The organism is Burkholderia sp. 3C, from assembly GCF_054589155.1.
Genome location: NZ_BAAILN010000093.1, coordinates 201,836 through 217,073, shown reverse-complemented (window position 1 = coordinate 217,073; position 15,238 = coordinate 201,836). Strand labels below are relative to the sequence as shown.

The 15,238-nt window shown below is 63.8% G+C and carries 13 protein-coding genes, 1 tRNA gene and 1 pseudogene; 14 read left to right on the top strand and 1 reads right to left on the bottom strand.

Annotation, left to right across the window (positions count from 1 at the left end; genetic code table 11):
* The 14 genes and pseudogenes from ACYP33_RS19420 to ACYP33_RS19355 form a co-directional block, all read left to right on the top strand.
* A partial coding sequence (locus ACYP33_RS19420) for a CoA-transferase (protein WP_459623390.1) occupies positions 1–237 on the top strand: 237 nt, incomplete at its 5' end.
* Position 238: 1 nt separating this feature from the next.
* Positions 239–880 (top strand): CoA transferase subunit B, encoded by a 642-nt coding sequence (locus ACYP33_RS19415; RefSeq protein WP_414444932.1) that lies wholly within the window; start codon positions 239–241, stop codon positions 878–880.
* Positions 881–1,058: 178 nt separating this feature from the next.
* Positions 1,059–2,062 (top strand): annotated as a pseudogene (locus tag ACYP33_RS19410) (alpha/beta fold hydrolase); the annotation flags it as partial.
* An 81-nt stretch (positions 2,063–2,143) separates the two neighbouring features.
* A complete protein-coding gene (locus ACYP33_RS19405) occupies positions 2,144–2,497 on the top strand; it encodes a RidA family protein (protein WP_414444933.1) in 354 nt (117 codons plus the stop codon).
* Between the two features lie 36 nt (positions 2,498–2,533).
* Entirely contained in the window at positions 2,534–4,771 is a 2,238-nt protein-coding gene (locus tag ACYP33_RS19400; protein ID WP_414449578.1) for a RelA/SpoT family protein, read from the top strand.
* Positions 4,772–4,850: 79 nt separating this feature from the next.
* Positions 4,851–4,927 (top strand) — tRNA-Val (locus ACYP33_RS19395).
* 248 nt (positions 4,928–5,175) lie between these two features.
* Entirely contained in the window at positions 5,176–7,083 is a 1,908-nt protein-coding gene (thrS, locus tag ACYP33_RS19390) for a threonine--tRNA ligase (protein ID WP_414444935.1), read from the top strand.
* Positions 7,084–7,132: 49 nt separating this feature from the next.
* Entirely contained in the window at positions 7,133–7,657 is a 525-nt protein-coding gene (gene infC, locus ACYP33_RS19385) for a translation initiation factor IF-3 (protein WP_414445573.1), read from the top strand.
* Positions 7,658–7,848: 191 nt separating this feature from the next.
* The gene (gene rpmI / locus ACYP33_RS19380) at positions 7,849–8,046 is read left to right on the top strand and encodes a 50S ribosomal protein L35 (RefSeq protein WP_006052501.1); all 198 of its coding nucleotides are present in this window, start codon (positions 7,849–7,851) and stop codon (positions 8,044–8,046) included.
* A gap of 29 nt (positions 8,047–8,075) precedes the next feature.
* Complete coding sequence (gene rplT, locus ACYP33_RS19375) at positions 8,076–8,435, top strand: 50S ribosomal protein L20 (RefSeq protein ID WP_004192938.1); 360 nt, start codon at positions 8,076–8,078, stop codon at positions 8,433–8,435.
* 148 nt (positions 8,436–8,583) lie between these two features.
* A complete protein-coding gene (pheS, locus tag ACYP33_RS19370; protein ID WP_206127167.1) occupies positions 8,584–9,597 on the top strand; it encodes a phenylalanine--tRNA ligase subunit alpha in 1,014 nt (337 codons plus the stop codon).
* A gap of 75 nt (positions 9,598–9,672) precedes the next feature.
* Positions 9,673–12,102, top strand: coding sequence for a phenylalanine--tRNA ligase subunit beta (gene pheT, locus ACYP33_RS19365; RefSeq protein WP_459623384.1), 2,430 nt, complete (start codon positions 9,673–9,675; stop codon positions 12,100–12,102).
* An 87-nt stretch (positions 12,103–12,189) separates the two neighbouring features.
* Positions 12,190–12,579: an integration host factor subunit alpha gene (locus tag ACYP33_RS19360; protein ID WP_414444937.1), complete on the top strand. Its 390-nt coding sequence runs from the start codon at positions 12,190–12,192 to the stop codon at positions 12,577–12,579.
* Positions 12,580–12,637: 58 nt separating this feature from the next.
* On the top strand, positions 12,638–13,045 hold the full coding sequence (locus tag ACYP33_RS19355; RefSeq protein ID WP_459623382.1) for a MerR family transcriptional regulator: 408 nt from the start codon (positions 12,638–12,640) through the stop codon (positions 13,043–13,045).
* A gap of 91 nt (positions 13,046–13,136) precedes the next feature.
* Here the strand turns inward: ACYP33_RS19355 and ACYP33_RS19350 are convergent, their stop codons facing one another.
* Positions 13,137–15,203, bottom strand: coding sequence for a hypothetical protein (locus tag ACYP33_RS19350; RefSeq protein ID WP_459623460.1), 2,067 nt, complete (start codon positions 15,201–15,203; stop codon positions 13,137–13,139).
* Between the last annotated feature and the right edge of the window lie 35 nt (positions 15,204–15,238).

The following is a 15,238-nucleotide window of genomic DNA, read 5'->3' as shown; positions in this document are numbered from 1 at the left end:
GCCTGGAAGGCCGACAAGTCGGGCAACCTGATCTATCGCCGCACCGCGCGCAACTTCAACCCGATGTGCGCGATGGCCGGCCGCATCACGGTGGCGGAAGTCGAGGAAATCGTCGAGAACGGCGAGCTCGATCCGGATCACATCCACACGCCGGGCATCTTCGTGCAGCGTCTCGTGCTGAACGCGACGCCGGAAAAACGTATCGAACAACGCGTCGTGCGCGCGAAAGGAGACTGACATGGCCTGGAATCGTGACCAGATGGCTGCGCGCGCGGCCAAGGAACTGCAAGACGGCTTCTACGTGAACCTCGGCATCGGGCTGCCGACGCTGGTGGCCAACCACGTGCCGGCGGGCGTCGAAGTGTGGCTGCAATCGGAAAACGGGCTGCTCGGCATCGGGCCGTCGCCGACCGAAGAGGAAATCGATGCCGACCTGATCAATGCGGGCAAGCAGACGGTGACCACGCTGCCCGGTTCGTCGATCTTCTCGTCGGCCGATTCGTTCGCGATGATCCGCGGCGGCCACATCAACCTGGCGATCCTCGGCGCGATGCAGGTCAGCAAGAAGGGCGACCTGGCGAACTGGATGATCCCGGGCAAGATGATCAAGGGCATGGGCGGCGCGATGGACCTGGTGGCGGGCGTCAAGCGCGTGGTGGTGCTGATGGAGCACGTCGCGAAGGGCGATCAGCACAAGATCCTCGACGAATGCAACTTGCCGCTGACGGGCGTGGGCGTGGTCGACATCATCATCACCGATCTCGGCGTGATCGAAGTGACGCCGGACGGCCTCAAGCTGATCGAGCTGGCCGACGGCGTGAGCGTCGACGAGGTCAAGGCCAAGACGGGCGCGCCGCTCGACGTCAGCGCCGTGTCCTGAGCGAAGCGGGGCGGCCGCCCGAGCGGTTGCCCTGATTCGACGAACGCCCCGTGGCTCGCGCCGCGGGGCGTTTTTGCTTTCGGCCGATGCGTGGTCGCCTCGCCGCGATCGAGCGGCGCATCGATGACCCGGGCGTGACGGGCGCATGAAGCGTCACGGGCTTCGGTGCCGGACGTCGCCGCATGCGCGGAACGAAGCGGTTTACAATCGATCGCGTCTGCGCGCGGGCCGTCCCGGCCCGCCGGTCCGCCGGCCTGGCCGGCCCAACGCGAGGACGCATCGATGTCCGATTCCTTCCCGTCTTCCGCCTCGCCGCGCGAGCGCCATGTGCAATGCGCGAGCCCGGCGGGCCTTCATCGTCTTGCCTATACCGAATGGGGTGATCCCGATAATCCGCGCGTGCTCGTGTGCGTGCACGGCCTGACGCGCTCGGGCCGCGATTTCGACCGCCTCGCCGCCGCGCTGTCCGACCGCTACCGCGTGATCTGCCCGGACGTGGCCGGGCGAGGCCGCTCCGGCTGGCTGGCCGATCCGCGCCTGTATGGCCTGCCGCAATACGTGGCCGACATGGTCACGCTGATCGCGCGGCTCGATGTCGAGCGCGTCGACTGGTTCGGCACCTCGATGGGCGGCCTGATCGGCATGGTGCTCGGCGGTCTGCCCGATACGCCGATCGCGCGGATGCTGCTCAACGACGTCGGTCCGCATATCGAACCCGATTCGCTCGCACGGATCGGCGAGTATCTCGGCAAGGACATGCATTTCGATACCGAGCAGGCCGGCATCGATCATCTCGCGGCGCTTGCCGCATCGTTCGGCCCGCTGACCAGTGACGAATGGCGCGAGATCAACGCGCCGCTGCTGGCGCACGATGCGGCGAGCGGCGGCTGGCGCGTGCGCTACGATCCGCGCATCGCCGAACCGTTTCGCGCCACCACGCCGGAGCAGCTCGAAGCCGGCGAGGCGGTGCTGTGGCGCGCCTTCGAAACGTTCGCGGGGCGGCTGCTGGTGGTGCGCGGCGCCGGGTCGGATCTGCTGTCGGCGGCCACCGTCGCCAAGATGACGGCACGCGGGAAGGCGGTGTCGAGTGTCGAGATTGCGGGCGTGGGCCATGCCCCGGCGTTCCTCGATCCGGCGCAGATTACGATCGCCCGCCGATTTTTCGAGCAAGACGCGTCATAATATGCAGTTCGGCCGCAGGTTCCCGGGCGCGTACGCCCGAGCCGCCGGCCGAACCTCATTCACTCCTTTCCAGGGATTTCCATGGCAGTCATTCGTCATCATGTCGGCGCGCGTCTTTCCGAAACCGCCGTGTACAACGGTACCGTCTATCTGGCCGGCCAGATCGCCGAAGACACGGCGCAGGACATCAAGGGCCAGACGCTCGAAGTGCTGGGCCACATCGATCGCCTGCTTGCCGAAGTGAACAGCGACAAGGCAAACCTGCTGTCGGTGCAGATCTACATCACCGACATGGTGAACTTCCCGGCGATGAACGAAGTGTGGGAATCGTGGGTCGTGCAGGGCGCCACGCCGCCGCGCGCCACCGTCGAAGCGAAGCTGGCCAACCCGGCCTGTCTCGTCGAAATCGTGGTCGTCGCCGCTCAAAAGAACTAACTACACCGCTTCTCCGATGCCTTTGCCGGTCAGCCGATGAACGTCGATCCCGCTTCCAACGCCGCTGCCGCGTCCCCCGAGTTCGATGACGTGCTCGCGTTCGTGCGCGAGCACGCGGGCGACGCCTGCCTGTCTTCGGGCGAGCGGCTCGTCGATCACGCTGCCGGCATCGTCGCGCTGATGCGCACGCTCAACGTCGATCCGCACGCGGTGCAGGCCGCCGCGCTGTTCCCGTTGACGCCGCATCTGAACGATCCCGAGAAGGAAATCGCCGAACGCTTCGGCGACGAAGTCGCGAAGCTGGTGAGCGACGTGCGCAAGCTGTTGCGGCTCGGCACGGTCAGCCTGCTGGCCGCGCGCCAGGTGCCCGAAGGCAACCGCGACGCGCAGGCCGAACGCCGCGCGCAGATCGAAGCGCTGCGCAAGATGTTGCTCGCGTTCGCGCAGGATATTCGCGTGGTGCTGATCCGGCTGGCCTCGCGGCTTCAGTCGTTGCGCTATTACGCAGCCGCGAAGCGCCAGCCGCCGCCCGATGTCGCGCGCGAAACGCTCGACATCTATGCGCCGCTCGCGAACCGGCTCGGCATCTGGCAACTGAAGTGGGAGCTGGAGGATCTGGCGTTCCGCTTCGAGGACGCCGTCACCTACAAGCGCATCGCCAAGCTGCTCGACGAAAAACGCGTCGAGCGCGAAGCCTATGTGACGCAGGCGATCGCGCGGCTCGAACAGGAGTTGGCGGCCGCGCAGATCCCCGCCGAAGTCAGCGGCCGACCGAAACATATCTACAGCATCTGGCGCAAGATGCGCGGCAAGGAGCTTGATTTCTCCGAGCTGTACGACGTGCGCGCGTTTCGCGTGATCGTCCCCGACATCAAGGATTGCTACGCGGTGCTGGGCATCGTGCATCACCTGTGGCAGCCGGTGCCGAGGGAATTCGACGACTACATCTCGCGGCCCAAGCCGAACGGCTACAAGTCGCTGCATACGGTCGTGATCGGCGATGATGGCCGTGCCTTCGAGGTGCAGATCCGTACCCAGGAGATGCACCGTTTCGCCGAATACGGCGTGGCCGCGCACTGGCGCTACAAGGAAGCCGGCGCGCGCGGCTACGGCGGCCAGTTTTCGGCCGGCGACAAGTACGACGAGAAGATCGCCTGGCTGCGGCAACTGCTGGCCTGGCGCGAGGAAGTGACCGACGGCGAGCCCGAAGAGGCCGGCAACGAAGCTTGGGCGCAACTGCGCGAAACCTCGCTCGACGACGACCACATCTATGTGATGACGCCGCAGGCGCGCGTGATCGCGCTGCCGCACGGCGCCACGCCGATCGATTTCGCATATCACCTGCACAGCGAACTCGGCCACCGTTGCCGCGGTGCGCGGGTGGACGGTTCGATGGTGCCGCTCAATACGCCGCTCGCCAACGGGCAGACGGTCGAGATCGTCGCGGTGAAGGAGGGCGGCCCGTCGCGCGACTGGCTGAACGCGCAGCTCGGCTACCTGCAGAGCGGGCGGGCACGCCAGAAGGTGCGCGCGTTCTTCAATCTCAGCGATCAGCAGGAAATCATCACGCGAGGCCGGGCGCTGGTCGAAAAGACCTTGCAGCGCGAGGGCAAGACATCGGTCAGCCTCGACAGCCTGGCGGCGAAGCTCGGTTTCAAGGCGCCCGAGGAACTGTTCGCGGCGGTCGGCAAGGAAGAGTTCAGCCTGCGTACGGTCGAGCATGCCCTGTCCGATGCGCCGCCGCCCGAGCCCGATATCGAGGCGCCGGAGCAGTTCGAGAAGCGCAGCAGCGGCGCCAGCGTCGCACATGGCGCCTCGACGGGGGTGCTGGTGGTTGGCGTCGATGCGCTGCTCACGCAGTTGGCACGCTGCTGCCGGCCGGCGCCGCCCGATCCGATCAGCGGCTTCGTGACGCGTGGCAAGGGCATGTCGATCCATCGCAGCGATTGCGCGATGTTCCGCCGCATGTCCGAGCGCGCGCCGGAGCGCGTGCTGCAAACCACCTGGTCGGCCGATGTGCTTGGCGGGCGCGGCGCGTCGGTGTATCCGGTCGACCTGATCATCGATGCCAGCGATCGCCAAGGCCTGCTGCGCGATATTTCGGAAGTGTTCGCGCGCGAGAAGATGAACGTGATCGGCGTGAAAACGCAGAGCCGGCGCAATGCGGCGGTCATGCAATTCACCGTGGAAGTGTCGAATTCGGCGCAGGTGCAGCGTGCCTGCACGCTGCTCGGCGACGTGTCGGGCGTGGTGCGCGCGACACGCAAGGCCTGACGAATGGGGGCGGCATGATCACCGCACCGCACAATTTGCTTGCCAGAGTCGAAAAAGGTCCATATACTCTCGTTTCTCTAGGCTCGTAGCTCAGTTGGTTAGAGCACCACCTTGACATGGTGGGGGTCGTTGGTTCGAATCCAATCGAGCCTACCAACGATATCGGCTTCAGCAGGCAGCATCAGTCTGAAGCGGCAGTAGACATTTTCTCTACGCACAAGGCAAATACCGTGATGACATCGCGAACGTTGACCGGAACCACTTCGGAACGACGCTAGTCGAGGAACGTATTCGCCTGTAGTTTGGATGCATCGAAATGCGGCCCCTCGAAAGCGGGGCCGCATTTTTTTTGTCGTTTTTTAACGCATTGCCTGCCGCGTCCTGTCGGCATCACGGAGATTGCTATGGTTTCGATACGCCTGCCCGATGGCTCAGTTCGACAATACGAGCATCCGGTGACAGTTGCCGAAGTGGCTGCGTCGATCGGCGCCGGCCTCGCGAAGGCCGCGCTCGGCGGCAAGCTCGACGGCGAGCTCGTCGACACCTCGACGCTGATCGACCACGACGCGTCGCTGGCGATCGTGACCGACAAGGACGCAGACGGCCTCGACATCATTCGCCATTCGACGGCCCACTTGCTGGCCTACGCGGTGAAGAGCCTGTATCCGGAAGCGCAAGTCACGATCGGGCCGGTCATCGACAACGGCTTCTACTACGATTTCTCGTACAGCCGCCCGTTCACGCCCGAGGATCTCGAGAAGATCGAGAAGCGCATGCAGGAACTCGCGAAGAAGGACGAGCCGGTGTCGCGGCGCGTCGTGTCGCGCGAGGAAGCCGCCGAGTATTTCCGCGGTATCGGCGAGAAGTACAAGGCCGAGATCATCGAATCGATCCCGACGAGCGACGACATCAAGCTGTACTCGCACGGCGGGTTCACCGATCTGTGCCGCGGCCCGCACGTGCCGTCCACCGGCAAGCTCAAGGTCTTCAAGCTGATGAAGGTCGCGGGCGCCTACTGGCGCGGCGATTCGAAGAACGAGCAACTGCAGCGCATCTACGGCACGGCCTGGACCAAGAAGGAAGACCAGGAAGCCTACCTGCACATGCTGGAAGAGGCGGAAAAGCGCGATCACCGCAAGCTCGCCAAGCAACTCGACCTGTTCCACATGCAGGAAGAATCGCCGGGCATGGTGTTCTGGCATCCGAAGGGCTGGACGCTCTGGCAGCAGATCGAGCAGTACATCCGCCGCCGCCTGAACGCGGTCGGCTATCTCGAGATCAAGACGCCGATGATCATGGATCGCTCCCTGTGGGAAGCGTCGGGTCACTGGCAGAACTATCGCGAGAACATGTTCACGACCGAGTCGGAAAAGCGCGACTACGCGATCAAGCCGATGAATTGCCCGGGCCACGTCCAGGTGTTCAATCACGGCCTGCGCTCGTACCGCGACCTGCCGCTGCGTTACGCGGAATTCGGCTCGTGCCACCGCAACGAGGCGTCGGGCGCGCTGCATGGCCTGATGCGCGTGCGCGGCTTCGTGCAGGACGATGCGCACATTTTCTGTACCGAAGACCAGTTCATTTCGGAATCGATCGCGTTCAACGAACTCGCGATGAGCATCTACAAGGATTTCGGGTTCGATCAGATCGCGATCAAGCTGTCGCTGCGTCCTGATCAACGCGCCGGCACCGACGAAACCTGGGATCGCGCCGAACAAGGGCTGCGCGACGCACTGACGGCCTGCGGCCTCGAGTGGGAAGAGCTGCCTGGCGAGGGTGCGTTCTACGGTCCGAAGATCGAATACCACATCAAGGACGCGCTGGGCCGGTCGTGGCAGTGCGGCACGCTGCAGCTCGACATGGTGCTGCCGGAGCGCCTCGGCGCCGAGTACGTGGCGGAAGACAACAGCCGCCGCCGGCCGGTCATGCTGCACCGTGCGATCGTCGGTTCGATGGAGCGTTTCCTCGGCATTCTGATCGAGCATCACGCCGGCGCAATGCCGTCCTGGCTGGCTCCGGTGCAGGTCGTGGTGATGAATATCGCGGAAAATCAGGCCGAATACGTACAGGCCGTAACCCAATCGTTGCAAAAACAAGGGCTTAGAGTTGAGGCCGATTTGCGCAACGAGAAGATTAGCTATAAAATACGCGAGCACACGCTTGAAAAAGTGCCGTACCTGCTGGTGGCGGGCGAAAAAGAGCGTGAAGCACAAACGGTAGCCGTGCGTGCCCGTGGCGGCGTCGACCTTGGCGTAATGCCGGTCGAAGCCTTCGTTGAGCGTCTGCAGCAGGATCTGCGGGCGTTCAAGTAACCGCCCTGGCAGCGCGGCTCGTTTTTTTAATTTTTAGAGGAAACGTAACATCGCTACTGATAAGTCGTCGCATCGCATCAACGGTGAAATCAATGCGCCGGAAGTGCGTCTGGTCGGGGTCGATGGGGAACCCATCGGTATCGTGAAACTCGCCGATGCCTTCCGCAAGTCGGAAGAGCTGGATGTTGATCTGGTGGAGATCGCGCCGCAGGCCGTTCCCCCCGTTTGCCGTCTGATGGATTACGGCAAGTTCAAGTACCAGGAATCCAAGAAGCAGCACGAAGCGAAGCTGAAACAGAAGGTCATCCAGGTCAAGGAAGTCAAATTCCGTCCGGGTACTGACGACGGCGATTACAACGTCAAGCTTCGCAATCTGTTGCGCTTCCTTGAAGACGGCGACAAGACTAAGATCACGTTGCGTTTCCGCGGCCGTGAAATGGCTCACCAGGAAATCGGCATGCGCGTGCTCGAACGTCTGCGCACCGATCTCGATGAAGTGGGCCAAGTCGAGCAGATGCCGAAGATGGAAGGGCGCCAGATGATCATGGTGCTTTCTCCGAAAAAGAAGAAGTAATGCGCGAACCGCCGTGCCTTGCACGGCGGTTCGTCAAGCAGTGCGGCGGGTGGCCCGGCCAGGGCGGCTCGCCAAACATGACGGCGCACGGGCAGTGTGTGCGCCGTACACAAGTGGATTGGGGTTTCAAAGGGCGGTTCAGGGCGCAAGCCGGCCGCACACCCACGTCCATCTAATAAACTGGAGTTGTTATGCCTAAGATGAAGACCAAGAAGAGTGCTGCAAAGCGCTTCGTGGTGCGTCCGGGCGGTACCGTCAAGCGCGGTCAAGCCTTCAAGCGTCACATCCTGACCAAGAAAACCACGAAGAACAAGCGCCACCTGCGCGGTTCGACGGCCGTTCATGATTCCGATCTGAACTCCGTCCGCGCCATGCTGCCGTTCGCGTAACCCCTAACTGATACTCCAAGGAGAGAAATATGCCTCGAGTCAAACGTGGGGTAACCGCACGGGCCCGCCACAAGAAGATCATCAACCTGGCCAAGGGTTATCGCGGTCGTCGCAATAACGTCTATCGCATCGCCAAGCAAGCGGTGATGCGTGCCGGTCAGTACGCCTATCGCGACCGTCGCAACAAGAAGCGTGTGTTCCGTGCACTGTGGATCACGCGTATCAATGCGGCAGTCCGTCAGCACGACATGACCTACAGCGTGTTCATCAACGGCCTGAAGAAGGCTTCGATCGAACTCGACCGTAAGGTTCTGGCTGACATGGCGGTGTTCGACAAGGCTGCTTTTGCCGCGATCGTCAAGCAGGTGAAAGCCGCCGTTGCAGCCTAATTGCGAAATTAGCACTGCATGGTCAGTTGCAGCGAGGCTCCGGTAGTCACGGCCGCTGCAGCGAAAACGGGGCTCATCCGAGCCCCGTTTTTGTTGGATCGAGCGTTTTGCTCGCCGAGAACGATTGACGTTGGAAATGATGGGATCAATGGATCTGGACCAGATTGTCACTGACGCGAAGCAGGCCTTCGAACAGGCTGCCGATATCACCACGCTCGAAAACGAGAAGGCACGCTTTCTCGGCAAGTCGGGTGCGCTGACCGAGCTGTTGAAAGGGCTTGGCAAACTCGATCCCGAAGCGCGCAAGACCGAAGGCGCGCGCATCAACGTTGCGAAGCAGCAAGTGGAAGGCGCGCTCACCGCGCGACGCCAGGCGCTCGCCGACGCACTCCTGAATCAACGCCTCACCTCCGAGGCCATCGACGTGACCCTGCCGGGCCGCGGCGCCGGTGCGGGCAGCCTGCACCCGGTGATGCGCACCTGGGAACGCGTCGAACAGATTTTCCGTTCGATCGGTTTCGATGTGGCCGACGGCCCCGAAATCGAAACCGACTGGTACAACTTCACCTCGCTGAACAGCCCGGAAAACCATCCGGCCCGTTCGATGCAGGATACGTTCTACGTCGACGGCAAGGACGCCGAAGGGCGTCAACTGCTGCTGCGCACGCATACGAGCCCGATGCAGGTTCGCTACGCGCGCATGAACAAGCCGCCGATCAAGGTCATCGCGCCGGGCCGTACGTATCGCGTCGACAGCGATGCCACGCACTCGCCGATGTTCAATCAGGTCGAAGGCCTGTGGATCGAAGAGAACGTCAGCTTCGCCGACCTGAAGGGCGTCTACACCGATTTCCTGAAGAAATTCTTCGAGCGCGACGACATTCTCGTGCGCTTCCGTCCGTCGTACTTCCCGTTTACCGAACCGTCTGCCGAGATCGACATGATGTTCGAACACGGCAAGAACGCCGGCAAATGGCTCGAGATTTCGGGCTCGGGCCAGGTGCATCCGACGGTCATCCGCAACATGGGTCTCGACCCGGAGCGCTACATCGGCTTCGCGTTCGGCAGCGGTCTCGAACGGCTCACGATGTTGCGCTACGGCGTGCAGGATCTGCGCCTGTTCTTCGAGAACGATCTGCGCTTCCTCCGCCAGTTCGCGTGAGCCGGCTGCGCGGCGCGTCAGGCGACGCCGGCCGCGCGACCGACCCGATCTAACCTGTTTCGAACGTAGACACCCATGCAATTCCCTGAATCCTGGTTGAGAACCTTTGTCGATCCGCAATTGACGACGGACGAGCTGTCGCACGCGCTGACGATGGCCGGCCTCGAAGTCGAATCGCTGCGCGCCGTCGCGCCGGCCACGTCGCGCATCGTCGTCGGCCGCGTGCTCGAAGTGGTCAAGCATCCGGACGCGGACAAGCTGAACGTGTGTCAGGTCGACGCCGGCACCGGCGCGACGCTGAACATCGTCTGCGGCGCGCCGAACGTGGCGCCGGGCATCAAGGTGCCGGTCGCCCTGGTGGGTGCCGAGCTGCCGCCGGCCGAAGAGGGTGGCAAGCCGTTCCTGATCAAGCTGTCGAAGCTGCGCGGCGTCGAGAGCCAGGGCATGCTCTGCTCGGCACGCGAACTGAAGCTGTCGGAAGATCACAGTGGCCTGATGATCCTGCCGGAAGATACGCCGATCGGTCAGGACATCCGCGAGACGCTGAATCTCGACGACACGATCTTCGAAATCAAGCTGACGCCGAACAAGGCGGACTGCCTGTCGGTTTACGGCATCGCGCGCGAAACGGCCGCGATTACCGGCGCGTCGCTGAAGGCCGTGGCGTTCCCGCCGGCCAAGGTCGAGTTGAATGAAACGCTGCCGGTGCGCATTTCCGCGTCCGACCTGTGCGGCCGCTTCTCGGGTCGCGTGATCCGCGGCGTGAACGCACGGGCCAAGACGCCGCAATGGATGGTCGAGCGCCTCGAGCGCGCGGGCCAGCGCAGCGTGTCGGCGCTCGTCGACATCTCGAACTACGTGATGTTCGAGCTGGGCCGTCCGTCGCATGTGTTCGATCTGGACAAGATCCACGGCACGGTGGACGTGCGCTGGGGCAAGCGTGGCGAAACGCTCAAGCTGCTGAACGGCAATACCATCGAGCTCGACGAAACCGTCGGCGTGATCGCCGACGAAGGTCAGGTCGAGAGCTTGGCCGGCATCATGGGTGGCGACAGCACGGCTGTCTCGCTCGACACGGCCAATATCTACCTCGAAGCGGCGTTCTGGTGGCCGGACAGCGTGCGCGGCCGCGCGCGCAAGTACAACTTCTCGACCGATGCCGCGCACCGTTTCGAACGCGGTGTCGATTACTCGACCACGGTCGAACACCTCGAACACATCACGCAACTGATCCTCGACATCTGCGGCGGCCAGGCCGGCCCGGTCGACGATCAATCCGTGAACCTGCCGGTGCGCGCGCCGGTGGCCATGCGCGTTGCGCGTGCGAACCGCATCATCGGCGTACCGATCGACGCGCAGGAAATCGGCGGCATCTTCACGCGCCTTGGCCTGAGCTTCACGCGCGACGGCGACACGTTCCTCGTGACGCCGCCGCCGCATCGCTTCGACATCGAGATCGAGGAAGACCTGATCGAAGAAGTCGCGCGCATCTACGGTTTCGAAAACATTCCCGCGCGTCCGCCGGTGGCGATCAGCGAAATGCGCGCGACCAACGAAACGCAGCGTTCGATCCACACGATCCGTCATGCGCTGGCCGCGCGCGACTACGCGGAAACGGTCAACTTCAGCTTTGTCGATGCGGATTGGGAACGCGATTTCGCGGGCAATACCCAGCCGGTACGCTTGCTGAATCCGATCGCGAGCCAGTTGTCGGTGATGCGCACCACGCTGTTCGGCAGCCTCGTCAATGTGCTGCGTCACAACCTGAACCGTCGCGCCGAGCGCGTGCGCGTGTTCGAGACGGGCCGCGTGTTCATCGCCGATGCGTCGGTAGCCGCGGGCGAGTTGACGGTCGAGGGCTATGCCCAGCCGAAGCGCGTCGGTGCGCTGGCCTACGGCCCGCAGCTCGACGAGCAGTGGGGTGCCGCGACCCGTCAGGTCGATTTCTTCGACGTGAAGGGCGATGTCGAGGCGCTGCTCGCGCCGGCCGTTGCGCGTTTTGTGAAAGCGGAACACCCGGCGCTGCATCCGGGCCGTAGCGCCCGCATCGAGCTCGACGGCAAGACGGTCGGTTGGGTCGGCGAATTGCACCCGCGCCTGATGCAGCAATACGAGCTGCCGCACGCCCCGATGATGTTCGAGATCGATACCGATGCGCTGATCGCGCGCGCGCTGCCGGCACCGTCCGACGTATCGAAATTCCCGCCGGTGCGTCGCGACATCGCCGTTGTCGTCGATCAAAAAATCGAGGTCCAGGCCTTGTTCGACGCGATGAAGGATGCGCTCGCCAGCGAGCCGTGCAAGTTCGTTCAGAAGGTTGTACTCTTTGACGAATTTCGTGCAAAATCAAACACTTCCGGTGGTTTGGCCGCGCACGAGAAAAGCCTGGCATTCCGCGTCACCTTGCAGGACCCGGCCGGCACGCTGCAGGACGAAACGGTCGATCTTGCGATCCAGGCCCTCGTTGGCAGCATGCAGGTTCACGGCGCGCGTCTGCGCGGCTGAACCGAGCCGCCGGGATACGCGGGAGCCGGCCGGGGGCACGAGGCTCCGGTCGGTTTTGACCAGGGATAATGCGCAAGTTTTGCAGATATGAATGACATGAACTCGAGTGAATTCGAAGCCCTCCTGACGGCGCAGCGCAGCGCCCTGAACCGCGATGTGGCGCCGGCGCAGTCCGGCGAAACGCCTACGCTGACCAAGGCGGAGCTGGCCGAACTGCTGTTCGACAGCGTCGGGCTCAACAAGCGGGAAGCGAAGGACATGGTCGAGGCCTTCTTCGAAGTGATCCGCGATGCGCTCGAGAATGGCGAGAGCGTGAAGCTGTCCGGTTTCGGCAATTTCCAGTTGCGCGACAAGCCGCAGCGTCCGGGGCGCAACCCCAAGACGGGCGAGGCGATTCCGATCGCCGCACGCCGTGTCGTCACGTTCCACGCGAGCCAGAAGTTGAAGGCGCTCGTCGAAAACGGCGCAGAAGGCTGACCTGCACGCGCTTGCGTGCTGCCGCGCGGCTCCCGCGCTTACCGACGGTTGACTGACGATGACATCGACGGTTGAGAAAGTCGTGTTGCCCCCGATTCCCGCGAAGCGCTACTTCACGATCGGTGAAGTCAGCGAGCTATGCGGTGTGAAGCCGCATGTGCTGCGTTATTGGGAGCAGGAGTTTACGCAGCTTCGCCCGGTGAAGCGCCGTGGCAACCGTCGCTATTACCAGCACCACGAGGTGCTGTTGATCCGGCGAATTCGTGAGCTGCTCTACGAGCAGGGGTTCACGATCAACGGGGCACGCAATCGGCTCGATTCGCATGCTTCGGATCGCAGCGCGATGCCCACCGAGCAGGAGGCGCTGTTTCCTGCGGCTGAAGAAGCCAGCGTCGCCGAGGCCGTGGATGTCGACCAGTTGCGGCGCGCGCTGCTTGCCGTGATCGACGTGCTCGAACGCAAGTAGGCAGCGCGGCCGTGGTGGCCAGGTCAAAACAAAGCCCGCAGGCAAGTGCCTCGCGGGCTTTTTTCATGATGCGGTGGTCTGGCGTGATGTGTTACGGCGCGAGCGGGTTGGTCTTGCCGAGGTCGACGAGCAGCGTGCCGTCGGCCGCCATGCGCACCGAGCCCTTCGATACCTGCGCGCGATAGCCGTACAGATCGAATTGCATCGGCCCCTGCTGCGTCGTGTTTTCGATCAACGCGCGCAGGTTGGTCTCCAGCACGTTGAACATCTTCATGTCGCCGCCTTCCATCCAGATATAGCTGGCGGCGCTGGTGCCGGGCTTCGGCAGCGGCGGTGCATCGGGCACACGATTGAAAGTGAGCCGCAGGCCATTCGCTTCGACACTGGCCTGGGTCAACTGGCCTTTCAGCGCCGGTGGCGGGAACACCGTGTACTGATCGAGCACGAGCGCGTCGCCGCGCAATTCGGCACCGCGCCGGCGCAGCGGCGTCAACGAGGCGAGCTCGATGCCGAGCGCGCGCAGCAGCTTCGCCTGCGGCACGCCGAGCACGGAGACCTGGGTGGGCGTGTAGGCGATATGGCGGCCGTCGAGCACTGCGATCGTGCCGTTCATCGAGGTCGGCAGCCAGACACCGGGCGGCACGTGATTCCAGAGCCGGATGCCCCCCGTCACGCGCAGGTTCGTGCCGTCGGGTGCGAGCTTCAGGTCGTTCAGCGCGCGCGGCGTGTAGTCGAGCAGGTAGTCGTTGAACAGCGCGTTCATCGCCGGCCACGGTTCGAGCACCGACCCGCCGAGAATCTTGATGTCGTATTGGTTCGGATCGTCGAGGTCGACCGGTTCGCCGGGGCGGCGCGGCACCATTTGCGCGTCGAGCCGGTCGACGTGGAAGCCGATGTTGCCCGAGATCGTGAAATCGACGTTGCGCAATTGGATCGACGTGATCTTGTTCGATACGTGACGTTCGTCGGCCGGGGCGGCGTTGGCCGTGTTCGGGGCGGCCGCCGTGCCGCCGCCGGCCAACGCATCGGAGAACCAGCGTTGGCGTGCGTCGCGCAGCGACGCTTGCTGCGCGTCGGCGAAGCTGTCGTTCAGGCGCGCGCCGGCCGCGCCGATCGCATTGGCCGGCGGTTTCGCGCCCGCATAGGACGGAATCCTGATCGTCATCGCGCCGCTTGGCGCGAAATTGAAATAGCCGGTCGAAACCTGGTCGCGGTAGTGATACAGATCGAACACGAACGGCGCGGCGTGCGTGGCGGGCTGGGTTGGCGCGATCAGAATGTCGGCGTTCATCGGCATCGAGCGCATGAACTTCACATCGCCGCCGCGAATCAGCATCGCCTGCTGCGGTGCGCCGTCGGGCATCGCGAAGCCGGCGTGCGTGCCGTCGTCGAAAGCCAGATCGAGGCCGGCCGGCGTGATGCGCAGCGCCACCACGGTCAGCTTCAGTTGCGGCGGCGGCATCAGCTTGTCGACCTGCATGACCAGATCGTCGCCCGTCAGTTTCGCGACCGGCGTATCGATCTGCAGCAGATCGGCCAGCTTGACGTTGGCCGCGCGCATCACGGGATTGGCGTCGAGCCCCTGCACGCGCACCGTGCTCGGATGGAACACGAGCTGCGAGCCGTCGCGCACCGAGAGCGTGCCGGTCAGCGAGAACGGCACCCAGCCGCCGCGCTTCATTTCGCCTTCCAGATGAATCGTGCCGTCGCCGGCCGACACCTTCAGCTTGCGCAGCGGCGCGTTGCGATAGCCGAACAGATAGTTGTTGAAGACGGCGGTGAGCTTGGTGTCGTCGAGCGTGACGATGCCGCGATGCACGTCGATGGCGAACGTCGACGGATCGTCGAACACGATCGGCGCACCCACTCGGGATGGGACGAGCGTGGCCGATAGCTGATGCACGTAGAAGCCGAGGTCGCCAACGATGCGGAAATCGACGTCGCGCAACATCGTGATCGCGCCATCCTGGCCGGAATCTCGCAGCGTGACCGGGCGCGGCTGGGCGAGATGGATCGAACCGAGCGACGGCACGGTGCGCGCGATCTGCTGTTCGCGTTGCAGTTGCGCGGCCTTGTCGCGATCGAGCTTCGGTACAGCGGCATTGGTGTCGGCGCGGGCGTCGGCCGACGGCTCCGCACAGCCGGCCGCCAACAGCAAGGTGGCGAGCGCAAGCGCGGCGACCGGCCGCGACA